The organism is Tateyamaria sp. syn59 (assembly GCF_007995245.1).
Classification (GTDB): domain Bacteria; phylum Pseudomonadota; class Alphaproteobacteria; order Rhodobacterales; family Rhodobacteraceae; genus Tateyamaria.
This window is the reverse complement of the sequence record NZ_VCBA01000003.1, coordinates 297,347-320,811: the sequence shown is the minus strand read 5'-3', so window position 1 is coordinate 320,811 and position 23,465 is coordinate 297,347. Positions and strand designations below refer to the sequence as shown.

Annotated in this window: 20 protein-coding genes; 7 read left to right on the top strand and 13 right to left on the bottom strand. The window is 61.9% G+C overall.

What is annotated here, in order from left to right:
• Positions 1-666, top strand: coding sequence for a D-lyxose/D-mannose family sugar isomerase (locus tag FD715_RS07605; RefSeq protein ID WP_147107580.1), 666 nt, complete (start codon positions 1-3; stop codon positions 664-666).
• On the opposite strand, the gene FD715_RS07600 is transcribed toward FD715_RS07605, so the two are convergent.
• Complete coding sequence (locus tag FD715_RS07600; protein WP_147107576.1) at positions 653-4,057, bottom strand: indolepyruvate ferredoxin oxidoreductase family protein; 3,405 nt, start codon at positions 4,055-4,057, stop codon at positions 653-655. The two genes, FD715_RS07605 and FD715_RS07600, sit on opposite strands and share 14 nt — an antisense overlap.
• 123 nt (positions 4,058-4,180) lie before the next feature.
• Between FD715_RS07600 and FD715_RS07595 the strand changes: the two genes are divergently transcribed.
• Positions 4,181-4,639, top strand: a complete 459-nt coding sequence (locus FD715_RS07595) for an Lrp/AsnC family transcriptional regulator (protein ID WP_147107573.1) — start codon at positions 4,181-4,183, stop codon at positions 4,637-4,639.
• 227 nt (positions 4,640-4,866) lie between these two features.
• Here the strand turns inward: FD715_RS07595 and FD715_RS07590 are convergent, their stop codons facing one another.
• The 8 genes from FD715_RS07590 to FD715_RS07555 form a co-directional block, all read right to left on the bottom strand.
• Complete coding sequence (locus tag FD715_RS07590) at positions 4,867-6,135, bottom strand: glutamine synthetase family protein (RefSeq protein ID WP_147107569.1); 1,269 nt, start codon at positions 6,133-6,135, stop codon at positions 4,867-4,869.
• A gap of 5 nt (positions 6,136-6,140) precedes the next feature.
• Positions 6,141-7,361, bottom strand: a complete 1,221-nt coding sequence (locus FD715_RS07585) for a cytochrome P450 (RefSeq protein ID WP_147107567.1) — start codon at positions 7,359-7,361, stop codon at positions 6,141-6,143.
• Positions 7,358-8,071, bottom strand: coding sequence for a type 1 glutamine amidotransferase (locus FD715_RS07580; protein ID WP_147107564.1), 714 nt, complete (start codon positions 8,069-8,071; stop codon positions 7,358-7,360). Before FD715_RS07580 ends, FD715_RS07585 begins: the two co-directional genes overlap by 4 nt.
• 48 nt (positions 8,072-8,119) lie before the next feature.
• Positions 8,120-9,052, bottom strand: coding sequence for a tripartite tricarboxylate transporter substrate-binding protein (locus FD715_RS07575; protein WP_147107561.1), 933 nt, complete (start codon positions 9,050-9,052; stop codon positions 8,120-8,122).
• Positions 9,053-9,088: 36 nt separating this feature from the next.
• Entirely contained in the window at positions 9,089-10,579 is a 1,491-nt protein-coding gene (locus tag FD715_RS07570) for a tripartite tricarboxylate transporter permease (RefSeq protein WP_147107558.1), read from the bottom strand.
• Complete coding sequence (locus FD715_RS07565; RefSeq protein ID WP_147107555.1) at positions 10,579-11,202, bottom strand: tripartite tricarboxylate transporter TctB family protein; 624 nt, start codon at positions 11,200-11,202, stop codon at positions 10,579-10,581. Before FD715_RS07565 ends, FD715_RS07570 begins: the two co-directional genes overlap by 1 nt.
• A 113-nt stretch (positions 11,203-11,315) precedes the next feature.
• The gene (locus FD715_RS07560; protein ID WP_147107553.1) at positions 11,316-12,677 is read right to left on the bottom strand and encodes an aminotransferase class III-fold pyridoxal phosphate-dependent enzyme; all 1,362 of its coding nucleotides are present in this window, start codon (positions 12,675-12,677) and stop codon (positions 11,316-11,318) included.
• Positions 12,674-13,474, bottom strand: coding sequence for an IclR family transcriptional regulator (locus FD715_RS07555; protein WP_189799433.1), 801 nt, complete (start codon positions 13,472-13,474; stop codon positions 12,674-12,676). Before FD715_RS07555 ends, FD715_RS07560 begins: the two co-directional genes overlap by 4 nt.
• Before the next feature lie 89 nt (positions 13,475-13,563).
• Here FD715_RS07555 and hpaE point away from each other — a divergent pair, with 89 nt between their 5' ends.
• The 5 genes from hpaE to hpaH all read left to right on the top strand — a co-directional run bounded on the left by hpaE (position 13,564) and on the right by hpaH (position 19,263).
• The gene (gene hpaE / locus FD715_RS07550; protein ID WP_147107547.1) at positions 13,564-15,075 is read left to right on the top strand and encodes a 5-carboxymethyl-2-hydroxymuconate semialdehyde dehydrogenase; all 1,512 of its coding nucleotides are present in this window, start codon (positions 13,564-13,566) and stop codon (positions 15,073-15,075) included.
• 103 nt (positions 15,076-15,178) lie between these two features.
• Positions 15,179-16,159 (top strand): 3,4-dihydroxyphenylacetate 2,3-dioxygenase, encoded by a 981-nt coding sequence (gene hpaD, locus FD715_RS07545; RefSeq protein ID WP_147107544.1) that lies wholly within the window; start codon positions 15,179-15,181, stop codon positions 16,157-16,159.
• Between the two features lie 74 nt (positions 16,160-16,233).
• A complete protein-coding gene (locus FD715_RS07540; protein WP_147107542.1) occupies positions 16,234-17,631 on the top strand; it encodes a pyridoxal-dependent decarboxylase in 1,398 nt (465 codons plus the stop codon).
• Positions 17,628-18,479 (top strand): fumarylacetoacetate hydrolase family protein, encoded by an 852-nt coding sequence (locus tag FD715_RS07535; RefSeq protein WP_147107539.1) that lies wholly within the window; start codon positions 17,628-17,630, stop codon positions 18,477-18,479. Before FD715_RS07540 ends, FD715_RS07535 begins: the two co-directional genes overlap by 4 nt.
• On the top strand, positions 18,469-19,263 hold the full coding sequence (gene hpaH / locus FD715_RS07530) for a 2-oxo-hept-4-ene-1,7-dioate hydratase (protein ID WP_147107536.1): 795 nt from the start codon (positions 18,469-18,471) through the stop codon (positions 19,261-19,263). The genes FD715_RS07535 and hpaH overlap by 11 nt, the downstream gene beginning before the upstream one ends.
• On the opposite strand, the gene FD715_RS07525 is transcribed toward hpaH, so the two are convergent.
• The 4 genes from FD715_RS07525 to xylF form a co-directional block, all read right to left on the bottom strand.
• Positions 19,256-20,191 carry a glucokinase gene (locus tag FD715_RS07525; RefSeq protein ID WP_147107533.1) on the bottom strand — a complete coding sequence of 312 codons (936 nt, stop codon included), beginning with the start codon at positions 20,189-20,191 and terminating at the stop codon, positions 19,256-19,258. The two genes, hpaH and FD715_RS07525, sit on opposite strands and share 8 nt — an antisense overlap.
• The gene (locus tag FD715_RS07520; protein ID WP_147107530.1) at positions 20,191-20,937 is read right to left on the bottom strand and encodes an ATP-binding cassette domain-containing protein; all 747 of its coding nucleotides are present in this window, start codon (positions 20,935-20,937) and stop codon (positions 20,191-20,193) included. Before FD715_RS07520 ends, FD715_RS07525 begins: the two co-directional genes overlap by 1 nt.
• Before the next feature lie 14 nt (positions 20,938-20,951).
• Entirely contained in the window at positions 20,952-22,217 is a 1,266-nt protein-coding gene (locus FD715_RS07515; protein ID WP_147107527.1) for a sugar ABC transporter permease, read from the bottom strand.
• Between the two features lie 145 nt (positions 22,218-22,362).
• The gene (xylF, locus tag FD715_RS07510; RefSeq protein WP_370455371.1) at positions 22,363-23,340 is read right to left on the bottom strand and encodes a D-xylose ABC transporter substrate-binding protein; all 978 of its coding nucleotides are present in this window, start codon (positions 23,338-23,340) and stop codon (positions 22,363-22,365) included.
• Between the last annotated feature and the right edge of the window lie 125 nt (positions 23,341-23,465).

Genomic DNA, 23,465 nt, shown 5'->3' with positions numbered 1-23,465 from the left:
ATGAAACGATCCCGCGTGAACGACATCCTCGCCAATGGTGCCGATTTCTTTGCCCAGCATGGCTGGACAGTGCCCCCCTTCGGCACCTGGAGCCCGGATGAGATGCGCAGCGACAAGGCCGCCCATATCCGCGACCGCCGTCTCGGCTGGGACATCACCGACTACGGACAGGGCAACTTTGACGAGATGGGCCTGTTCCTCTTCACCATGCGCAACGGCGATCTGGGCGAGATGGGACAACAGGGCGCGATGCTTTACGCCGAAAAGCTGATGATCTCGCGGCAGGATCAGCTGTCACCCATGCACCGCCACGTGCTCAAGACCGAAGACATCATCAACCGCGGCGGCGCCACGCTAGTGTTGGAACTCTTTACCTGCGACGCCGATGGACAGATCGACCGCAAAACCGACGTACACGTGCTGACCGACGGCGTGCCGGTGACCCTGCCCGCAGGCGGACACCTCAAGCTGCCGGTGGGCGCGTCCGTCACGCTGACCCCCACCACCTGGCATGCCTTCTGGGGCGAAGGCGGCGATTGCCTGATCCACGAGGTCTCGACCGTCAACGACGACTTGACTGACAACATCTTTGCCGAGCCCATCGGGCGGTTCTCCGACATCGAGGAAGACACCGCACCCACACACCTTTTGGTCAGCGACTACTAGCGCGCTCCAGCGCTGCGTCCGCCTCAGGTTTCAGCCGCGCGACAGCCTCCGCTTTGACCGCGCCGAACCCCCGAAACTCAAGCGGCGCGGCCAGAAATGCGGTTGCCGCATCGGCGTCCTTCACGCCCGCCGACAACCGCTCAAGCCCCGCCACATACCACTCAATCAGTGCGCGCTCTTCACGCCGCTCGGCCATGTAGCCAAATGGATCAGCCCACGTGCCCCGCAGCCATTTGCCCCGCGCAAGCAACCGCATCGCGCGCTGCATCCAAGGACTGAATGCCCGCTTCACAGGCCGCCCTCGCGCATCCTTGCGCCATGACACAAGCGGCGGAGCGAGGTGATGGCGCGCCTTGAAATCGCCCTCGAATTGCTCGGACAGGCAATCATAAAAACCACTCTCGGCGTGTAGCCGCGCGACCTCATACTCGTCCTTGTAGGCCATCAGCTTATAGAGCGCGCGCGCAGCCAAGCTCCGGTCCGCCTCACAAAACGCATACGTATGACGCGCCAAGATGTCCCGATACCGCGCGGCGTAGGCAGAATTTTGATACCCCACCAAAAGCTCCGCGCGATGCGCGATCACCTCCTCCGCCGTCTTCGGCACCTCCGGCGCCTCGACACGCGTCAAACATCCCGGATCATGCGCCCAGATCCGCCCCAGATCAAAGGCACGCGCGTTCTGATCAACGGCGACATCATTCAAAGCAATCGCCTGCTTCAACGCTGCCTCACTTACCGGCACCAGCCCCTTCTGCCACGCGACGCCCAGCAGCATCACGTTGGCAAAGACGCTGTCGCCCAGATACCGCTCGGCCAGTGCATTGGCATCTACAGCCCATAGGTTCTCGGCTCCGACCACTTCGGCAATCGCTGCCTCACGCGCATCCACGCGCAGGCTGGCATCACGGTTCAGAACAAGATCACCGGTCGGCATCTCGGCCCGGTTCAGCACCATGCGCGTGTTGGAATGATAATGCGCCGACGCCTTTGGGGCCGAGGACACAACGATATCGCAGCCGATCACCGCATCCGCGGCCGCCTCCTCGATCCGCACCTGATGCAGCGCCTCCGGCGCACGACCCAACCGTATATAGCTCAGCACCGTCCCGAACTTCTGCGCAAACCCGGTAAAATCCAGCACCGACGCCCCGCGCCCCTCCAGATGTGCCGCCATCGTCACCAACGCGCCCACGGTCACGACACCGGTCCCCCCAACGCCGGTCACCAGCAGGTCATAGGGGGCCTCAAGCCTAGGCAGCGTGGGCTGCGGCACATCCTGCAGCGCTGCGGTCACATCGAACATCACGGGCTCGGGCGCCTTTCGCACCGCGCCATCAACCGTCACGAAGCTGGGGCAAAACCCCTTGAGGCAGGACATATCGGCGTTGCAGGTCGATTGGTTGATCCGGCGCTTGCGACCGAGTGGCGTTTCCAAAGGCTCAACACTCAAACAATTGCTTTCAAACGAACAGTCGCCGCACCCCTCGCACACCTCCGGATTAATGACGGCGAACGTTTGGACTGGCGGCAGGCTGCCACGCTTGCGGCGGCGGCGCTTTTCTGTAGCGCAGGCTTGTTCATAGATCAGAACGGTGACGCCGGGGATCTCGCGCAATTCGCGCTGCACCGCATCCAGCGTCTCGCGCGCATGAAACGATGTACCGGGGGGAAAGCCGGCCCTGTCGAACTTACCGATATCATCCGACACCAGCGCGATCCGGTCCACACCCTCGGCCCGGCTGGACCATGCAATCGCCTCGACACTCACCGGACCATCGACAGGCTGCCCACCGGTCATGGCAACCGCATCGTTGTATAGCACCTTGTAGGTGATGTTCGTCCCCGCCGCGACGGCCTGCCGAATGGCCAGAGACCCGGAATGATACCACGTCCCCTCGCCAAGGTTCTGGAAGATATGCTTGCCACCGTTGAACTTCGATGCCGCAACCCACGGCACACCCTCGCCGCCCATCTGCGCATAGCCGCCAGTTTCCCGATCCATCCATGACGCCATGACATGGCACCCGATGCCGGATGCAGCCTTCGACCCCTCCGGCACCTTGGTCGAGGTATTGTGCGGACAACCCGAGCAGAAATACGGCGTGCGCGTGGCCCCAGCGACATCCAACACTTTCGGCGGCGTTTGCAGCGCTTGCGCCCGCGTAAGCAGATCAAGATCAGGGACAAAGGGGTGCAACCGCCGCGCGATCAAAGGCGCGAGAAGCTTCGGGCTCAGCTCTCCCGTCCACGGCACCAGGGGCGCGCCGGTCTCGTCATACTTGCCCACCATACGCTCTGGAATGTCACGCGGCAGGTCATAGAACGCCTCCTTGAACTGACTTTCGATGATCCCGCGCTTTTCCTCGATCACCATGACCTCGCGCTTGCCCCGCACAAAGGCACGCGCATCACGCAGGGCCAGCGGCCAGACCATACCAACCTTGTAGATGTCGATGCCCCGCGCCCGGCACATCGCCTCATCCAGACCCAAGAGGCGCAGCGCCTCCATAAGATCCAGATGCGCCTTGCCAGTCGTCACAAACCCGAACGGCGCACCATCAACATCGTAGATCCGCCGGTCAATCGCGTTCGCCTGGGCAAAGGCCTGCACGGCCTCCAGCTTGTGGCCAATACGCACCTCGATCTCGGGGCTTGGCAGGTCGGATGGGCGAATGTGCAGGCCCCAGGGCGGCGCGGTACAATCCGGCTGTACAAACACGGGATCCGGCGGCAGCACCACCGACGCCCCGCTTTCAACAGTTTCCGATATGGCCTTGAACCCAACCCAAGTGCCCGAAAACCGGCTCAGCGCGATGCCCCAAGCGCCAAAACGCAGATACTCCGCCACCGACGCGGGGTTCAGTGTCGGCATGAACCACGCCATGAAAGCGACATCGGACTGGTGCGGCATAGACGATGACACACAGCCATGGTCGTCGCCCGCCACAACCAGCACACCGCCCAGCGGCGACGATCCATAGGCATTGCCATGCTTTAGCGCATCACCCGATCGGTCCACACCCGGCCCCTTGCCGTACCACATGCAAAAGATGCCCTCATGTGCGCAGTCTGGATCCAGCACCGCCTGCTGCGCACCCAGAACGGCAGTCGCACCCAAATCCTCGTTCACCGCGGGCATAAAGGTGATGTCGGCCGCTTGTGTACGCTCCCGTGCCCGCCACAACTCCAGGTCCAGCCCGCCAAGGGGCGAGCCACGATAGCCCGAGATGAACCCCGCCGTTCCATGCCCTACAGCGCGGTCGCGGCGCGCCTGGTCCAGCATGATGCGCACAAGCGCCTGCGTGCCGGTCAGAAACACACAGCCTTCGGTGCGGCTATAGCGGTCGGACAAGGCGTATGTATCAAAGCGGTGGCTTGGGTCGGACATGGCTACCTCCTGCACACAGTGTGGCCGTACAGGGGTGAAAAAGTGTTTCTGTTTATCCGCCAGATGAGGCATTTTATGAAATGTTCCGTCGATTTAGAGATAAGAATCGGATAATTTACCCAAATGCAGCTCGATCACCGCGACCACACTCTTCTCAGCCACCTGCAAGCGGACAGCCGGATCTCGAACGCCGATCTTGCGCAAGCGGCGGGCATGTCGCCTTCGGCCTGCTGGCGCCGGGTCAAGGCGCTGGAAGAGGCCGGCATCATCGACCGCTACGGCGCAATCCTGAACCCAAAGGCGGCGGGCTTTAACTTCCAGGCGATCGTCCACGTCCAACTGGCCCGACACTCCGAGGATGACCTGACCGCCTTCATCCGCGCGATCACAACCCGGCGCGAGGTGGTGGAATGCTATGCAACGACGGGCCAATCCGACTACCAGATGCGCGTGCTCTGTGCAGATCTCGACGCCTACAACGCCTTCCTCGAAACCTTCCTGTTCCGCCTACCCGCCGTAGCCAGCGCCCAGACCAACCTGGTGCTACGCGACATCAAACAAAACACTGGCATCGCGCTTTAGGGCCAACATGCCCCCTTCTTCTCTTTGAAAATACGGCGGGGAGTTTGAGGGGTGGAACCCCTCATCAGCAAAATGAATCGCGTCGCCGTTAGGCGTCCTTCGGGTCACCGCACGCGGGATTAACCACCACATGACTGCCAGATGGCGGTGCACAGGTGGTGCACGCGGGGTGACAACCTGCGTCCGGCACAAACCTCAATGAAAATAAGGTAAATTCAGGCCCCCACTCAGACAAAGGGCAAATAATAGTCCCGCACCTCGTCCACCGACTTATCCTTCAACCGTTTCCACTCATCCTGCTTCAGAAAAATCACCGCATCACAGATCTCTTCCCCCACCGCCATACGCAATGGTGTGTCGGCGTCCAGCGCATCAAGCGCCTTATCGAGCGCAGACGGCACGTGCCGTGTCGCGCGCACATTCTCCAACCCATCCAGATCTTCGGCCTCGACCAGCGCATAACCCTTCTCGACCCCCAGCAACGCCGCTTGCAACACTGCAGCCACCGCCAGATACGGGTTCGTCGCGCAGTCGGCCATGCGATGTTCCAGCCGCGCAGATCGGGGCGAGGCCACGCAGGATCGTGTGGTCACCAGCCGATGATCATCCGCCCAGTTCGCCCAATACCCCGCCATGGATGCAGGGCCCAGCCGATCATAGCTGTTGACCGTCATAGCCAGCAGTCCTGCCAACCCCTCATGGTGATGGATCAGCCCGGCCATGCAGCCCCTGGCCACGTTCGAAAGCTGTCCATCCGGGGCGATCACATTGGCCCCCTTCGCGTCCGCAAAGCTGAAATTGATGTGCAGGCCGGACCCGCCGCGATCCGGGATCGGTTTGGGCAAAAAGGTCAGGAGAAGCCCCATCTCCGCCGCGACCTCGCGCGCCATAGCCTTGAAAAGAAACGCATTGTCACAGGCCGCCACTGCGCCTTCGAACTTCAGCGTCAGCTCGAACTGACCATTGTCATATTCCCCATTCATCGACTCGAGGGGCAGGCCCACAGCATCCGCCGTCGACCACAACGCCTCCATCAACCCTGCGGGATCGTTCTGCGGACCTGTGCCGTACACAAAAGCGCCGGGCGTGTCATATGGCGTCCAGACCCCATCCGCATCCTGCTGAAAGACATAGGCTTCCATCTCCAGCCCCACCATCGGCGTCAGCCCCTTCGCCTCCCAAACAGCAACAGCCGCCTGCAGCCGTGCGCGAGCGCACAGACCAAAGGGGGCGCCGTCTACATGCAGAGTTCCCAACGCGATCTCACTGTCCCTTTGCCAGTCAGGGCGGCGGTCACCGTCCAGCAACAGTTCCATGTCGGGGATACCGTCAAACACGCCCGCCCCGGGCACCGGGATCAGATCGCGGTCAAAGGTCGTGCCGAACACGCCCCGGGCAAAGCCGATCCGGCCACCCGCAGCCACATCCGGCGGTACAAACTTGCCCCGTGGCAGGTTGAGCAGATCGCAGAACAGGATACGGGTGCGGGTCGTCATGGCTGTCACTTCAGTATGGGGCGGACGGTCAGGGACTTGACCCCGCAGATAAAATTCGACCGGGTCCAGGTGGGCGCGTCAAGGGCCTGCAACCCGCTGATGCGGCTGGCCAATTCTTCCAGCACACACCGCAGTTCCAGCTTGGCCAGCCACATGCCCAGACAGACATGCGGCCCGCCCTGACCAAAGGCGAGGTGCCTGTTCGGGCTGCGGTCCAGATGGGCGGTATTCGGGTCGTCGAACATCGCCTCGTCCCGGCTGCCCGACACGAACCACATCAGCACCTTGTCGCCTGCGCGAATGGTCTGGCCGTGCATCGCCACATCGCGCGTGGCTGTGCGCCTGAAGTGCAAGGTCGGTGACGCAAGCCGGATGAACTCATCAGCACATGTCTCCCACACCTGACCCGATTGCAGCGTCTCGAGCAGTCTCTTCTGCTGCGTCAGCAGATGCAGCGCCATCGCGATGGAATAGCGCGTCGTATCGTTACCCGCGGCCACCAGCAGGCAAAAGAAGTTCTTGAACTCCTGTCCCCGGATCGCCCCATCCTCGGCGCGCAAAACACGCGCCAGAATACCCGTCTCATCCACCTCGCGCGCGCCGGTAAGGATATCTTCAGCGTAATCGTACAATTCTACGCCCGCAGGCGAGCGAAACGGCATCATGCGGTAGGCTTCGGTATCGACCTTGTCGATCACGGTGTCAGTAAAGTCCGGATCAGTGTTGCCGATCAGCGCATCGCCCCGCTCGACCAGCCAATCGAGGTCATTTTCGGGAACGCCAAGAATGCGGCCCAGCATGAGCATGGGCAGACGCTTGGCAATCAGGTCCACAGCGTCGAACTCGGCGTGTTCCAGCGCCTCCGCCACGATGTCGCGGGCCAGGTCCCGGATCAGCGGTTCAAACTGCGCGACGACAGGCTTTGCAAAAGCCGGGTTCACTGCGCGGCGCGTGACCCTATGGTCCGGCGGGTCCGTCTCCTGAAAAGTGCGTCGAGCGAGGTATTCCTCGCGGCTCTGATCCTCGATCCGGATGCCCTGCGCACTGGAAAAGGTCGCCGCATCCCGCTGCGCCGCCATGATATCTGCGTAACGTGTCAGGGACCAGAACCCGCGCTGCCCACCAAACGCATCCGTCCAGTGCAAAGGGTGATCCGCGCGCATATGGGCAAAGGTGTCATGCGGCACCCCGTCTACGAAACTGTCGTGATCGGCCAGGTTCTTCATGGCGTCCCCCCAAAGAACCGTGTCGCCCAATCGGCAAAGATCGGGCCATCATTGTGGCGGGCCAACGTCGCCTCGGCGTCCGCCACTTCTGCGTCGCTCAGATGCGGTTTGGTGTAGTCCAGAACGCAGCGCATGAACGGATCGGAAAACTCGGGATGCGCCTGCGTGGTGAAGATATGATTGCCCTTGGTAAAGCCAGCGATGGCACATTTGGTCGACGCCGCATAGGCGGTGCAATCGGCGGGCAATTGCGTCACCGAATCATGGTGAAACTGATATAAATTCAGTGACTTGGCGACAGGCTGCATCCAAGGCCGCGACGCCGTTATCTCGATCTGATCTATGCCAATATTCCAGTCCCGCCGCGCAACAGCACCGCCCAAGGCAACGGCAATCGCCTGATGCCCGAAACACGCCCCCAGAAGCGGCTTGCGCGCCGCATCACAGACCCGGATGAAATCATACAGCGGCGGCAAAAAGGTCAGATCGTCCAGCAAGCTCAGCGGCGAGCCAGTAATCAGATAGGCGTCATGCTCCTCCACATCCGCAGGCACCTCGCCCCCGATGGTCATGTAGACCCGGTAGGTGAACCGCTGCTCCTGCGCATCGAACAGGTCGCGGAAACGGTGGGCATCGTCGGGAAAGGCGTCGCCGACCTCGACCGACCGGTCGTGGTTCACTTGTAGGATGCCGAGCTTCAGGCGGGACATACGTTCTCTCTCGCTATAGGGGGGCGACCATGGCCACCCCCGGCTGGCTCAGCGCCCGAGGATCTCGTTGATCTCGGCAGATTTGGCACGATCCGCTTCGATACGTGCCTGCGCTTCCTCCTGACCTTGCCAGTAGACCGCGGCACCTGTTTCGGCCATCAACTGCTGCGCTTCGTCCGAGGCCATGGTTTCGGCAGCCACGGCCGCGATGGTGTCGATCACCTCCTGCGGTGTGCCCTTGGTCACGAACAGACCGTTCCACAGCTCGACATCATTCACGCCGGATTGGGCCGCAATGGTTTCAACGCCATCAAGCTTAGCAATAGGTTCGGCGCCGATGTTGCCCAGCACATTGATGTCGCCAAGGCACGGCTCGATCAGGGCTAGCGTTGTGTTGATCACATCCGCGTCGCCTGACGACAGCGTGTTGCAATCCAGAAGGTCAAAGGCGCTGTCATCCGCGAACTCAAACCCCATCTTGGCCGCCGCCGCCATGGACACAGCCGTGGGCGTCAGGCCAGCACCGAAATGGCCTAGTACAACGTCGTTGTCCTGCGCATGTTCCGCCAGCTCCGCCATGTTGGAGTAGGGCGCATCCCCTGACGCGGCCAACACGAACGGGTAGGTCAGAAAGATGCCGATAGGCACGAAGCTGTCCTCTTCGATTCCGATGTCGATCTGCGGGCCGACGATGGGCACGCCGATCACAAACGACCCGATCACCGACCCGTCATTGGGCGCATTCAGCACTTCCAAAGCGCCCGGAAATGGCCCATCGCCACCGCCCGGACGATTGACCACGGACGCAGGTTGCCCCGTCGCTTCGGCCATATCGGCGGCGATCATGCGTGTCAGGATGTCCTCGAAATCACCCGGCGGCCACGGCACGATGAACTGCACCGGTCCGGTGGGGTAGTCTGCCAGCGCGGGGCCGGTCAGGGCGGCCAGCGCAAAGGCGGCCGAGGTCAAAAGCTCTTTCATGGTCACTCTCCCTGAGTTTTGTGTTCGCTTTTGTGGTTAATGTTCAAACCTCCGGGTGCGGAGGCTTTGGGTGATCGTAACGGCAATCACGATCAGGATGACGGCAAACAGCGTGCCCGACACAGGACGGTTGATCAGGTCAAAGACGGTCTTGATCTGACCCGCCCCAGCCGTCAGCTTTTCGATCATGATGGACCCCAGGACGAGGCCCAGCACGATGGGCACCAGCGGCCAGTCGAGGCGGCGCAGGATGAAGCCCATATAGCCGAATCCGGCGGCAAACATGCAGTCGGCGAAGGAATTTCGGATGGAGAACACGCCGACAAAGGCGAGGATCAGGATGAACGCGCCGAGCAAGCGGTTGGGCACGTAGATAATCTTGGCGATCCACTTGGTCGACAAGAGCAACGTGAGGATCACCAGCACGTTGATGATCAACAGCGCGATGAAGAGCGAGAACAGGAAATCCGGGTTATTCTCGAAGATGTCCGGCCCCGGTTTGATCCCTGCATCGAAGAACACGACCATCATCATCGCGGTCAGCGCCTCTCCCGGCACACCCAGCGCCAGCAATGGCACCATGGCAGCGGCAGGTACCGCATTGTTGCTCGCCTCGGACGCGATCAGCCCATCGGGTGCGCCGCGGCCAAAGCGCCCCGGCTCCTTCGACATGGCCCGCGCGGTGGAGTAGCTGAAGAACTGCGCCACGAACTCGCCGACGCCGGGGATGATCCCCATGATCGTGCCGTAGCCCGCGCTGATCGTGGCAACGGCCGGGTGCTTCTTCAACTCACTGAAACCGCGCAGCAGGCCGCCCTTCAGCCGCGCTTCTGGCGGGTCGGCATCCTTGCCCGTCAGCAGGAACAGCGCCTGCGAGATGGCGAAGATACCCACGATCACGACGATCAGGTTGAAGCCGGGATAGAGGTATTCAATCCCGAACGTGTAGCGGTCAATCTGCTTCAACGACTGCCGCCCGATCAGTGCAATCAGGAAGCCGAGACCAAACAACAGCGCCGCAATCCCCATAGTCTTGCGGTGAGCGGCAATCAGCAGGACAGCCCCCAAAGCCGCAGCCATGAAGATGTCCCGCTGACCGAACAGCGCGCCCAAATCCCGCAGGTAGGGCCCGAATAGCATCAACGCTGCGAGCCCCAGCAGGATCGAAAAGCACCCGCCAAAGAACGACGCGGAATAGGCCAGCGACAGTCCCCGCGCCGCCTCTCCCCGCCGTGTCATCGCGTAGCCGTCATAGGTGGTCAGCGCATTGACCGGCGTGCCGGGCGTGTTGATCAGGATGGCCGGGATCGCGCCGCCATACATGGATGAGCCATAGACGCCCAAGAGCAGGACAAGCGACACCAGATCATCCAGAAATACGGTTGCGGGCAACAGAATAGCAATCGCAATCGCAGGGCCAATCCCCGGCACCGCTCCGATGGCCAAACCACCCACCGACCCGATCAGGATCGCCACCAGCACTGGCCAACTGGCGAGGTTGTCGATGCCGATCCAAAAGGCTTCCATCAAAACCACACCTGCATGAAGGTTTCCATGCCCTGCGGAAGCTGGTCATAGAGCCAGATGTTGACCGGTGTCTTGATCTGCAATCCGGTGCGAAAGACCAGAACGATGGCGAAACTGGCGGCCAGACAGATGCCCATCCACCGCACACCTCGATAACCCAGCCGCCACGGCAAGAGCGTGCCCAGCAGTAGGGTTGAGACAAGATATCCGAGCAAAGGCACCGACAGGGTATAGGCCACGAACCAAACCACATATTCCAGCGCGCGCAGCCACTGCACCAGTTCATGGGTCACCGCGGTTGGCTGCTTGAACCGCCGCCGCCACAAATGCGCGCGCCATGCCCCACGCAGGTTCCATAATGCGGCAGGCACCAGCACGCACAGGCAGATCAGCGGCGCCACCCAACCCTGTTTCAGGATGCGCCCCAATCGCGCCGTCCGCCCCTCGGGCGTGGTCACACCGAACTGCTCCATCCAGTAACGGGCCATGTTGTGCGGCAGCTTGCGGTCCTCCCACCCCGTCTGGGTGAAGAAGAACACAAGAAAAAACAGCGCCAGCCCCGCCATGAACAGGGAAAAGATCAGATCCCCTCGTCCCCGACGAAAGTCGGTGATGTCGGTCACGTTGATCTTCTTGTCGGGCGGGCAGGCGCTGGCGAAACCCTGCCTGGTGGTGCTTGACCGGATGGGCCGCACCGCCGTGGCACTTTTCAGTGCGGGGGATGCGGCCCGGCTCTTCAAGCCGCCTCGGCCATGGCCTTCAGGCCGGTTTCAACGGCAGACAGGATCTTCTGCACATGGCCCGCGTCAATGACCAAGGGCGGAGAGAATATGGCGTTGTTCCCCGACACCCGGATCATAACCCCGTCTTCATAAGCAGCTTTTTGGAACACCAATGGCAGGGCCTTGCCCACAGGGGTCTTCTTGCGACGGTCGCTGACCAACTCGATGGCGCACATCAGACCCTCGCCGCGCACATCACCGATGTGGTCGTAGCGCGCAGCCAACGCTTCCAAACCGACCTTCAGCTCGGGCCCGCGTGCACGCGCGTTTTCCCACGGTTTGATACGCATGGTTTCCTTAACAGCAGCCACAGCCGCTGCCGCACCGACCGGATGCCCGGAATAAGTGTAACCGGAGTCGACCGACCCGACCCCACTGTCGTCATCCTCAAACACCGCCGCAACATGACCCGCAATCATCACGGAACCGAATGGGAAGTACCCGTTGGTGATGGCCTTGGCCGTGCACATCAGGTCGGGCTGCACGCCCCAGTGACGCGATCCCGTCTCGGACCCGGTGCGTCCAAAGGCAGTGATCACCTCATCCGCGATCAGCAGCACGCCGTGCTTGTCGCAGATGTCGCGCACCATCGGCATAAATGACGGATGCGGCGGGATCACACCGCCCGCGCCTTGCACCGGCTCCATGATGAAAGCGGCAACGGTGTTCGTGCCCTGAAATGCAATCTCACGATCCAGCATCCCGGCACTCAGTTGCGCCAATTCCGCAGGGTCATCCGCACCAAACGGATTGCGATACAGGTACGGGCCGGGGATGTGGTAACAACCCGCCATCAGCGGTTCATAGGCATTTCGAAACTTGGCGTTCCCGTTCACCGATGCACCGCCGAAATGCGTCCCGTGATACCCCTTGTCCAGACTTATGAACTTGGTCCGCGTCCCCTCGCCCCGGATGCGGTGATACTGCCGTGCCAGTTTCAGAGCGATCTCGATGCTGTCCGAACCGCCGGACGTGAAGAAACTGCGCGTCATCCCGTCAGGACCGAAGAACTCGGCCAGCAGATAGGCAAGCTCGATGGCCTTGTCATTCGAGGTGCCGCGAAAGGTCGAATAATAGGGCAACGCATCCAACTGCCCCGCAATCGCATCCTTCACCGGCTGGCAGGAATAGCCCAGGTTCACGTTCCACAGGCCGCCCACCGCGTCGATGCTGCGATGCCCATCCACATCCGTGATGTAGACACCCTCGCCCCCCGTCAAGATCGTCGGCGGGTTCGCCATGCTGTCAGCCGGATGCGCCATCGGGTGCCAGAACTGGCGGGCATTGTGCTCCTTCAGAAAGTTGCTGTCTTTCACGACGCTGCCCTTTCCTGTGGCGGGGTCCAAAGCTGGACAATATGAGGGGGCACGGTGCCGCCCATGGTCTGGCTGATCTCTTCCCCCTGCGCCATCAGTAGACGGGCAAGGTGGGCTTCGGTCGCCTTGCCACCCCGACCCGTCGGAAACGCAATCGAGCAGGTGGCAAAGGCGCGGCTTGCCGCATCAAAGACCGGGATGGCCACCGACGACACGCCCAAACGCAGCGCATCACGGTTCCGGGCATAGCCACGGGTCGCGATCTGTTTCAGCTCTGCCTCAATCTCGATGCGGTTTGGGGCGGGCGCGCCCGGCAAGCGTGTCCGCGGGTCCGCCAGGGCCAGATCGAGCAATCCGCCGGGAGAAAAAGCCAGATATGCCTTGCCCGACGCCGTCGCGAACAGGGGTGGCAGGCCATAGGGATCGAAACTGACCCGGACCGGATGCTCATGCTCTTCGGCGTGATGCACATGCACAAGATCAAAGCCCTGTAATCGGCTGACATGCACCAACTCACCCGCCGCGCGGCTCAGGCTTTCGATGACGCCGCGCAGCATCTCGACCTCGGGCACGGTGCGCACCCGCATACCCGCCAGCCGGGTCAGCGCAGGTCCAAGACGGTAGGCGCGTGTGCTGGCGTCTTGCTCGAGAAACCCCGCCAGCTCCAGCGCAACCAGATGGCGGTGCACGGTGGCCTTGTCGCGCCCGGCCAAGCGCTGCACATCCGAAAGCCCGAGCGCAGGCCGCGCTTCGCTGAACAGGTCCAAAAGACCAAGAGCCTTGGCGATGGTCGACATGCGACAAAGGTTGACGCACTCCGAAACGCCTTGCAATATATTTTTGCATCTCATGGTTCATTATTTGAACCATTGCCTGGAAATTGACCATGTCTGAGCTAAACAGCAATATCGCAAAACTCGCGCCATACGTGGCTGCCATCGGCGACACTGGCATCCTAAACCACATCAACGGACAAGCGGTGCCGTCCGCGTCAGACATGTGGTTCGATACGACCTCCCCGGTGGATGACAGCCTGATCGCACGCGTGGCGCGCAGCGATGCAGACGACGTCGACGCCGCCGCGCAGGCAGCCAAATCCGCCTTCCCGGCCTGGCGCGACATGGCCGCAGCCGAACGCAAGCGCATCCTGCACGCCATCGCCGACGGCATCGAAGCCCGCGCCGAGGAAATCGCCCTCTGCGAATGCTGGGACACGGGTCAAGCCCTACGCTTCATGTCCAAGGCAGCCTTGCGCGGCGCTGCAAACTTCCGCTTCTTCGCCGACCGTGCGCCCTCCGCCCGCGACGGCCAGGCCCTGCCCTCGCCCACGCTAATGAACATCACCACACGCGTGCCCATCGGTCCGGTGGGTGTGATCACCCCGTGGAACACGCCCTTCATGCTCTCGACATGGAAAATCGCACCCGCACTCGCCGCAGGCTGCACGGTTGTCCACAAACCGGCTGAGCTGAGCCCATGGACCGCCCGCATCCTGATCGAGATTGCGGAAGAGGCCGGCCTGCCCCCCGGCGTCTGGAACGTGATCAACGGCCTGGGCGAAGAGGCCGGCAAGGCCCTCACGGAACATCCTGACATCAAGGCCATCGCCTTTGTCGGTGAAAGTGCGACGGGCTCAGCGATCATGGCCCAAGGCGCCCCGACGCTGAAACGGGTCCACTTCGAACTCGGCGGCAAGAACCCGGTCGTCGTTTTCGATGATGCCGACCTCGACGCAGCCCTCGATGCCGCAATTTTCATGATCTATTCGCTCAACGGCGAGCGCTGCACATCCTCCTCACGCCTGCTGGTGCAAGACACGATTGCGGAAGAATTCGAAGCCAAACTCGCCGCACGCGCCAAAGCGATCAAGGTCGGCCACCCGCTGGATCCGGCAACCGAAGTCGGCCCCCTCATCCACGAAGGGCACCGGGACAAGGTCATGGCCAGCTTCGACACCGCCAAGACCGAAGGCGCCACCATCGCTGCGGGCGGCACACGCGTCGGCGAGACAGGCCAATTCGTCGCCCCAACGCTCTTCACCAACGCCACCAACGACATGAAAATCGCGCAAGAGGAAATCTTCGGACCGGTGCTCACCTCCATCCGCTTCAAGACCGAGGAAGAAGCGCTGAACATCGCCAATGACACCGCCTATGGCCTCACAGGCTATGTCTGGACCGCGGATGTCACCCGCGCCATGCGCTTCACCGAAAAGCTCGAAGCGGGCATGATCTGGGTCAACTCTGCCAATGTCCGCCACCTGCCCACCCCCTTCGGCGGCATGAAAGCCAGCGGCATCGGGCGCGACGGCGGCGACTGGTCGTTCGAGTTTTACATGGAACAGAAGCACATCGGCATCGCCACAGGCGACCCGAACATTCCACGCCTGGGTGTCTGATGCTTCTTCTCTTTCCAAATACGGCGGGGAGTTTGAGGGGTGGAACCCCTCATTCCCAACACTGAATCGTGTGCGGCAAAGCCGCTCTATCTAGGAACAGCCCATGCCGATCCCACCGCCAGAACTTTACCCGCCCTTCAACATCGTGCGGCTCAGCCACGTGGAATATCGGGTTACGGACCTCGCCGCATCGCGCGCCTTCTACATCGATACGCTGGGCCTGCAGGTGACGCATGAGGATGCGCAGACCATTTATCTGCGCGCGATGGAGGAACGCGGCCACCACTGCATGATACTGAGGCAAGCAGAGGTGCCCAACGTCGCGCGCCTTGGCTTCAAGCTCTACGATGACCCCGACCTCGACAACGCTGCGGACTGGTTCAAGGCCCAAGGCAGACCTGTCACCTGGACCAAACGCCCGTTCATGGGCCGCGTCCTGCAAACGACCGACCTGTGGGACGTCCCACTGGAATTCTACGTCCAGATGGACCGCCTGCCGTCGATCGCACAGAAATACGCCCTCTACAAAGGCGTCAAACCGCTGCGTATCGACCACTTCAACCTGTTCGCCAATGATGTCGACGGCGCCGTTGACTTCTACACGCAAATGGGGTTCCGCACGACGGAATACACTGAAGATGCAGAGACCGGAAAAACCTGGGCCGCATGGATGCACCGCAAGGGCGGCGTGCATGACGTGGCCTTCACCAACGGCATTGGCCCGCGCCTGCACCACACCGCCTTCTGGGTGCCCACCCCGCTCAACATCATCGACCTGCTCGATCTGATGAGCACGACAGGCTACCGCGAAAACATCGAACGCGGCCCTGGGCGGCACGGCATCTCCAACGCCTTCTTCCTCTACATACGCGACCCCGATGGCCACCGGATCGAAATCTACTGCTCCGACTACCAAACGGTGGACCCCGACCACGAGCCGATCAAATGGGACCTCAAGGATCCCCAACGCCAGACGCTCTGGGGCGCACCAGCCCCGCAGAGCTGGTTCGAGGAAGGCAGCCTATTCGACGGCGTTGAAACATCCGAGCCACTTCTCAAAGCCCAGCCCATCGTGGCACCCTGAGCATGGCGGAGGACACCTCCGCCTTACGACACCCGTAAGGCGCATCCTGATGCGCCCCGCCCGAAAGGAAGACCATGAGTTGGGATGACTTTGCCAAACATGCCAAGGATGCAGCCGACTGGGGCGCCGACTACCACAAGACCATCCGCGATCGTCCCGTGCGGGCGCAAACTGCGCCGGGCGACATTGCCCAACAACTCGCAGATGCTCCGCCTGAAGATGGCACCGACCTTGCCACGATCATGGAAGACTTCGACCGCATCGTGATGCCGGGCATCACTCACTGGCAGCATCCACGCTTCTTTGCCTACTTCAACTCGAACGCCGCCCCTGCCTCGGTCCTGGCAGAATTCCTCACCTCAATCATCGCGCCCCAATGCATGCTTTGGCAAACGTCACCGGCCGCGACCGAGATGGAAACCCGCATGATGGACTGGCTGCGGCAGAGCCTTGGCCTGCCGGACATCTATCAAGGCGTCATCCAGGACAGCGCCTCCTCCGCCACGCTCGCCGCTGTGCTCACGATGCGCGAACGCGCGCTGAACTTCCGCGGCAACATCGAAGGGCTACACGGCCAGCCGCAACTCCGCATCTACTGCTCGGATCAGGTCCATAGCTCCATCGACCGCGCGATCTGGGTCGCGGGCATCGGGCAGGACAATCTGGTCAAGATCCGCACGACTGGTGATCTGCGCCACATGGACCCCATTGATCTGGAAGCCGCCATTGCCGAGGACAAAATGGCCGGTCGCATCCCGGCGGGCGTCATTGCCGCCACGGGCGCCACTGGAATGGGCGCGTGCGACGATCTGGACTCCGTCGCCGCCGTGGCCGAGAAACACGGTCTCTATTCGCATCTCGATGCGGCCTGGGCAGGCACTGCAATGATCTGCCCCGAATTCCGCACGCTCTGGACCGGGGCCGAGCGTTTCGACAGCATCGTCTTCAACCCCCACAAATGGCTGGGCGCGCAATTCGACTGCGCCGCCCACTTCCTGCGCGACCCGGATCAGTTGAGGCAAACGCTCGCCATACGCCCCGAATACCTGAAAACCCACGGGGCAGAGGACATCATCGACTATTCCGAATGGTCGATCCCGCTTGGTCGCCGCTTCCGCGCGCTGAAACTGTGGTTTCTGATGCGCCACTACGGGATGGAGGGGCTACGCAACCGGATCCGCAATCATGTGACGTGGAGCCAAGCGCTATGCGAGCGCCTGCGTGCCGAGGACGATTTCGAGATCGTGACAGAACCCATCCTGTCGCTCTGGACCTTCAAGGCGACGAGTGCCAGCGATGAGCAGACGCAGGCGCTGGTTGACGCGATCAACAACGATGGCCGCATCTACCTGACCCAGACCATCGTGGACGGGCAGAAAGTCATCCGCTTTCAAGCCGGCCAATTCGACTGCGAAGAGCGCGATTTCGACACGGCCTTCGACACAATCACCGAGATTGCGAGGTCCCTTTGAAATTCGCGGCCTACACCACCAACGGCGCCGCCTATTACGGAGCCGTGAGCGAAGGCGGGATGATCCCTCTCTCACCCAACTTTTCCCACTGGCCGACCCTGCGCGACGTGATCGAAAACGACGGCCTGCACGATCTGGCCAAAGCCGCCCAAGGCCGCACGGCCACCCATACTGACATCACCTACCAGATCCCAATCCCCAACCCAGAAAAGATCATCTGCGTCGGCGTCAACTTTCCCGACCGCAACGCGGAATACAAAGACGGGCAAGAGGCGCCGCCCAACATGTCCCTCTTCCCCCGCTTCCCGCGCAGTTTCACCGGCCACAACCAGCAGGTCATCCGCCCGCCGGAAAGCGAAAAACTGGATTATGAGGGCGAGATCGCCATCGTCATCGGCAAAACCGGGCGGCGCATCGCCGAGGCCGACGCCTATGACCACATCACCGCCCTCACCCTCTGCAACGAAGGGACAATCCGTGACTGGGTCCGCCACGCCAAGTTCAACGTCACCCAAGGCAAGAACTGGGACGCCTCCGGCGCCATGGGCCCGTGGCTAGTCCCCTTCACCCACGCCGCCCAACTCGACGACATCCGCCTGACGACACACGTGAACGGCGAACTCCGCCAGGACGACCGAACAAGCCGCATGCTGTTCCCGATCCGCCGCCAGATCGCCTACATCTCGACCTTCACCACCCTAGCGCCCGGAGACATCATCGTCACCGGCACGCCCACCGGGGCGGGCGCACGCTTCGATCCGCCGAAGTTCCTGGAACACGGCGACATCGTCGAAGTCACCGCCGAAGGCATCGGCACCCTGCGCAGCGAGGTGGCCGATGAAAGCTGAGCAGCACAAAGCCGCCGCAGACGCGCTCATCCAAGCAGAGCAAACCGGCGAACAAATCGGCCTTCTCTCGGTGGCCCATCCAGACATCACCATGGATGACGCCTACGCTATCCAGGACCAGTTCGTCGCAGCCAAGGTCGCCTCGGGCGACCCGGTGATCGGCTGGAAGATCGGCCTGACCAGCCGCGCCATGCAGATGGCGCTGAACATCGACATCCCCGACAGCGGCGTGCTGACCCGGTCGATGCTGTTCGAAAACGGTGCAACCATTCCCGCGGGCCATTTCATCCAACCGCGGATCGAGGCCGAGATCGCCTTTGTCATGAAGTCAGACATCGGTGGTGACACGGTCACGCGCGACGACGTGCTGGCGGCCACAGACTACGTAGCTCCGGCCCTCGAAATCCTCGACACCCGCATCCTGCGCGCCGACCCCGCAACAGGCCAGCCGCGCAAGGTATTCGACACCATCGCCGACAATGCCGCCAATGCAGGCATCGTCATGGGCAGCGAACGGCACCAACCCGAAAACCTGCGCTGGGTCGGTGCCATCGTCAGCCGCAACGGCACGGTTGAGGAAACAGGTCTTGGCGCGGGCGTTCTGAACGATCCGGTGGAAAGCGTCGTCTGGCTCGCCCGTCGCATGGCGCTCTATGGCAATGTAATCAAGGCAGGCCAGATAATCCTGTCCGGCAGCTTCATCCGGCCCATCGAATGCCCGCCCGGCACCGACATCAGCGCCGATTTCGGCTCCTTCGGCCGCGTCGACTTATCTTTCAGCTGAGCCGCGCAAGCAGTCGCGCAGCACAGCCCCCCAACGCTACCGTGTCCGACACGAACAGAAACGCCGGGATGCGGGCAAACTGTCCGTCAAAACTGTCATCGGCCCGCAGGGGCGCCAGAACCCGTTCGCGGCGTTCAGGGGCCATCAGGAACTTGGCAAGCGAGCCGTTGAAATAGAACCCGGCCCGCGGAAAATAGGAATAGGCCAGTTCCCGCACCATCAGGCTGAAGGCTTCGGTACACAGATCCAGCGCCTCGACCGCGCGGGGATCGTCGGACTTTGCCAACTCCTCGGCACTGTCAACATCGACACCGATCACATGGGCCAACCGCAAAAGTCCCACACCGGAAAACAGGTTCTCGACACTGTCAAAACGCGACGTATTCTGCATACGCGCCTGCAGGATCGACATCACGCTCGACGGCAGGCTGGCGTGGCCCTGCTCGGCGGTAAAGACCGTGCCGCTTTCCATATTCACCGCCGCGACGTTGAAGCCTGTGCCAAGGCCCACAACCAAGGCCTGCCCGCGCCCGCCGAGTTCAGCGCCCATGTGCAACGGCTCCACCGCATCCTGCGGCACGGTGGGCACCGCCTGCCCCAGCGCCTCAAGGTCGTTCATCAGAACAACCTCTTCGGCGTCAAAGGCAGCGGCCAAAGCGCCCGCATCAAAATCCCAGTTCCGGTTCGTCAGCTTCGCCTTGTCCCCGGCAACGGGCCCCGCCACAGCGATGACAACGCGCGAGGGCACATCCCGCCCGTCAAGGTAGTTGGTCGCAAGATCCAGAAAACTGCCAAAGTCGGCGTTCGGACACTTCACTACGGTATCCGCAATCACCCCGTCCCGATCGACAAAGGCCATGCGCGTGTTCGTTCCACCCACATCGGCGACCAGGCCAACGGCCTGGTCCTGCTTGCTCGTGTCTTGCATTACGCCTCGCCCGGTGTCTTACCCAAGATGATCATTCCGAGCAGGTCATCATCCGTCACGTCCGCCACGTCAACCGTCCCCACCAGCTTTCCGTTCTTCATAACGGATGCGCGGTCACACAGTTCCATGACATCGTGAATATCGTGGCTGATCAGGAAGATGCCGATACCTTCGGCTTTCAACTGCTGGATCAGCTCCGACACCATCTGTGTCTCATGCGGACCAAGGGCCGCGGTCGGTTCATCCATGATCAGGATGCGCGCGTTGAAGTAGACCGCACGGGCAATGGCGACGGACTGACGTTGACCACCCGAAAGGGCACTCACCGGGTCTTTGAACTTTTTGAAGTTGGGATTGAGGCGCGCCATGATCTTGCGCGTCTCGGCCTCCATCGCGTCATCATCGACAAAGCCGGTTGGTCCCACCAACTCCCGCCCCAGAAACAGGTTCGATGCGGCATCAAGGTTATCGGCCAGCGCAAGCGTCTGGTAGATCGTCTCGATGTTATACGTCCGCGCGTCGCGGGGGTTGTTGATGGTGGCCTTTTCGCCGTTGATCCGGATTTCGCCCGAGTCCATGGCATAGGCGCCCGACAGGATCTTGATCAGCGTAGACTTGCCCGCACCGTTGTGGCCCAAGAGGCCCACAACTTCGCCCGGTTTCAAGTCGACCGACACGTGGTCCACCGCCTTAATCCCGCCAAAGCTGATCGAGATGTCCTTCATTTCGACAAGAGGTGTCGTCATGTCAAAGTCCTCCCTCAGACGCCGGCGCGGCGGCGGTAAACGATGTCGATCCACACGGCGAGGACCAGAACGAAGCCCACGACGATGTTCTGCAATGGCGCATCCACCCCGACCGAGGCCATGCCCGATTGCAGCGACTGCATGATCAGCGCACCAATGACGGCACCATAGATCGTGCCCGCGCCCCCCGACAGGGCGGTGCCCCCGATGACGGCCGCCGCGATCACGCGCAACTCGTCCAGCGTGCCAAGGCCCACGTCCACCGCATTCAGGCGGGCCGATGCGATGATCGACGCGATGCCGGTCAGCGCACCCATAAGGGCAAAAACCTTGACCGTCAGCAGGCGCGTGTCGATGCCCGACAGCGACGCCGCCTCGGGGTTGCCGCCGGTGGCATAGACGTAGCGGCCAAAGCGGGTGCGCGTGGCGATGATGGTCATCACGATGGTGACGGCCAGCAGAATGACGACCGGAATGGCGACACCGTGGTTCCAGACCATGCCATCAGTGTACTCGATCCCGCGCGCTTCCGTCATGCGGCGCATGGCACCACGCGGGATGGGGTAGCTGTTCATGATCCAGACAAAGGCGATGATCAGCCCGGCGGCGATAGCCATCAGGATACCCTCGGCCCAGACCGGTTTGACGGTGAAGCCATGCGTGGCCTTGCGGCGGCGGCTCATCAGCATGATGCCCACTGCGACAAGAGCTGCGACGGTGCCGAACACCCAGCTGAGCGTCTCGCCCAACGTGCCCTCGGCCCCACCACCCAATAGGCGGAAGACGGGATCAAGCGGCGCCTGGGTCTGGCCTTTGGTAACCCACCACATCGCACCGCGATAGATCAGAAAGCCGCCCAGCGTCACGATAAAGGCGGGGACGGTCAGATAACCAATCACCCAGCCCTGCATCGCACCCAGCACAGCACCCATCAGGATGGTTGCAAATACAGCAATTACCCAGATCATCGGATGACCAAGGCCCAGCACCGATGGCAGCCACTGCACTTGGAGGGCCGCGACAGTCATGCCGATAAAGCCCAGAAGCGAGCCCACAGAAAGGTCAATGTTGCGGGTCACGATCACGAACACCATGCCCGTCGCCATCACAGCGACCGATGCGGTCTGAACACTCACATTGAAAAAGTTGCGGGGCGACAAGAAGCGCCAGTCGGTGAAAAAGCCGAAGACAATCCAGATGACGACAAGCGCCCCGATCATCCCCAACAGGCGGGCATCAAGGCCCAGCTTGTCCATCATTGATTTGGCCTGGTCGTCCATGTCCCCTGCCCTTTTTACCCGGTTGCTACGGCACAGCGCACCCGTCCGTGGGAAAGCCCCCCGTCGAAACGTGCCGCAATGTCTGGTGAAATCTGTGTGGTCCGCCCCGGCACGCACATGCGCCGGGGCGGGGTATCATGTGGCCTTACTGGCAAACCGCCAGCGAAGAACCTGCGCAAAGCGCGTCTTTTTCGATCCAACCAGCGTCCAGAACGACGTCCAGGTTGTCGGCTGTGACCGGAACCGGCGCCAGGAAGATCGAGTTCATGGTGGTGCCGCCGGGCGATGTCCACTCGGCTGCGCCATCGACGTCTTCGCCTTTGGCCAGCGACACGGCGATCTCGCCTGCCGCGTTGCCCAAGGCGCGCGCGTCTTTCCAGACGGACACGGTTTGCGTGCCGGTCGCCACACGGTTCAGGGCAGCGTGATCACCGTCCTGGCCGGAGACAGCGATGCCTTCCATGCCTTGGGCGGTCAGGGCGGCCACAACGCCACCGGCGGTGCCGTCGTTCGAGGCCACAACCGCGTCGACCTTGTTGTCGTTGGCGGTCAGGATTTGCTCCATGTTGCGCTGCGCGTTCGCAGGTACCCAGCCGTCAGTATAGGCTTCGCCGACGATGGTGATGTCGCCGGCGTCGATGGCCGCCTGCAGCACCTCTTGCTGACCCCCACGCAGGAAATCCGCGTTCGGGTCGGTGGGCGAGCCCTTGATCATCACGTAGTTGCCCGACGGTTGTGCCGCCAGAACAGCGCGGGCCTGCATGCGGCCCACTTCGACGTTGTCGAAGGTCAGGTAGAAGGCGCGGGCGTCTTCGATCAGACGGTCATAGGCGATCACGGGAATCTCTTCGTCGGCAGCAGCCTGGACAGCCGGGCCAATGGACGAGGCATCTTGGGCCAGGATGATCAGCGCGTCGGCGCCTTGGGCGATCAGCGATTCAATATCGGCAAGCTGCTTGGCCGAGGACGATTGCGCGTCAGCCGAGATGTAGGTGGCGCCAGCGGCATCCAGTGCGGCCTTGATGGCAGCTTCGTCAGTTTTCCAGCGCTCTTCCTGGAAGTTCGACCAGCTTACACCAACGGTCACCGCGTGACCGTCAGCCAAAGCTGGCGAAGTAAGCATGGTGGCAGCCGCAAGGGCGCCCAAAAGCGTGCGTCGTTTCATAGGTGTCCTCCCAAAGACATGCCCGCCGTCGTACCTTTTGCAGCGGGTATCCCATTCTTAGCCAATTAAATTCGAAAAGCAAA

Excerpts from the sequence above, each read along its gene's own strand:
- FD715_RS07585 (WP_147107567.1), bottom strand. The coding sequence starts at position 7,361 with ATGAAGAACCTGGCCGATCACGACAGTTTCGTAGACGGGGTGCCGCAT.
- FD715_RS07590 (WP_147107569.1), bottom strand. The coding sequence starts at position 6,135 with ATGACGACCCGCACCCGTATCCTGTTCTGCGATCTGCTCAACCTGCCA.
- xylF (WP_370455371.1), bottom strand. The coding sequence starts at position 23,340 with ATGCTTACTTCGCCAGCTTTGGCTGACGGTCACGCGGTGACCGTTGGT.
- hpaH (WP_147107536.1), top strand. The coding sequence starts at position 18,469 with ATGAAAGCTGAGCAGCACAAAGCCGCCGCAGACGCGCTCATCCAAGCA.
- FD715_RS07570 (WP_147107558.1), bottom strand. The coding sequence starts at position 10,579 with ATGGAAGCCTTTTGGATCGGCATCGACAACCTCGCCAGTTGGCCAGTG.
- FD715_RS07515 (WP_147107527.1), bottom strand. The coding sequence starts at position 22,217 with ATGGACGACCAGGCCAAATCAATGATGGACAAGCTGGGCCTTGATGCC.
- FD715_RS07520 (WP_147107530.1), bottom strand. The coding sequence starts at position 20,937 with ATGACGACACCTCTTGTCGAAATGAAGGACATCTCGATCAGCTTTGGC.
- FD715_RS07605 (WP_147107580.1), top strand. The coding sequence starts at position 1 with ATGAAACGATCCCGCGTGAACGACATCCTCGCCAATGGTGCCGATTTC.
- FD715_RS07555 (WP_189799433.1), bottom strand. The coding sequence starts at position 13,474 with ATGTCGACCATCGCCAAGGCTCTTGGTCTTTTGGACCTGTTCAGCGAA.
- hpaD (WP_147107544.1), top strand. The coding sequence starts at position 15,179 with ATGCCGATCCCACCGCCAGAACTTTACCCGCCCTTCAACATCGTGCGG.
- FD715_RS07580 (WP_147107564.1), bottom strand. The coding sequence starts at position 8,071 with ATGTCCCGCCTGAAGCTCGGCATCCTACAAGTGAACCACGACCGGTCG.
- FD715_RS07540 (WP_147107542.1), top strand. The coding sequence starts at position 16,234 with ATGAGTTGGGATGACTTTGCCAAACATGCCAAGGATGCAGCCGACTGG.
- hpaE (WP_147107547.1), top strand. The coding sequence starts at position 13,564 with ATGTCTGAGCTAAACAGCAATATCGCAAAACTCGCGCCATACGTGGCT.
- FD715_RS07600 (WP_147107576.1), bottom strand. The coding sequence starts at position 4,057 with ATGTCCGACCCAAGCCACCGCTTTGATACATACGCCTTGTCCGACCGC.
- FD715_RS07525 (WP_147107533.1), bottom strand. The coding sequence starts at position 20,191 with ATGCAAGACACGAGCAAGCAGGACCAGGCCGTTGGCCTGGTCGCCGAT.
- FD715_RS07575 (WP_147107561.1), bottom strand. The coding sequence starts at position 9,052 with ATGAAAGAGCTTTTGACCTCGGCCGCCTTTGCGCTGGCCGCCCTGACC.
- FD715_RS07595 (WP_147107573.1), top strand. The coding sequence starts at position 4,181 with ATGCAGCTCGATCACCGCGACCACACTCTTCTCAGCCACCTGCAAGCG.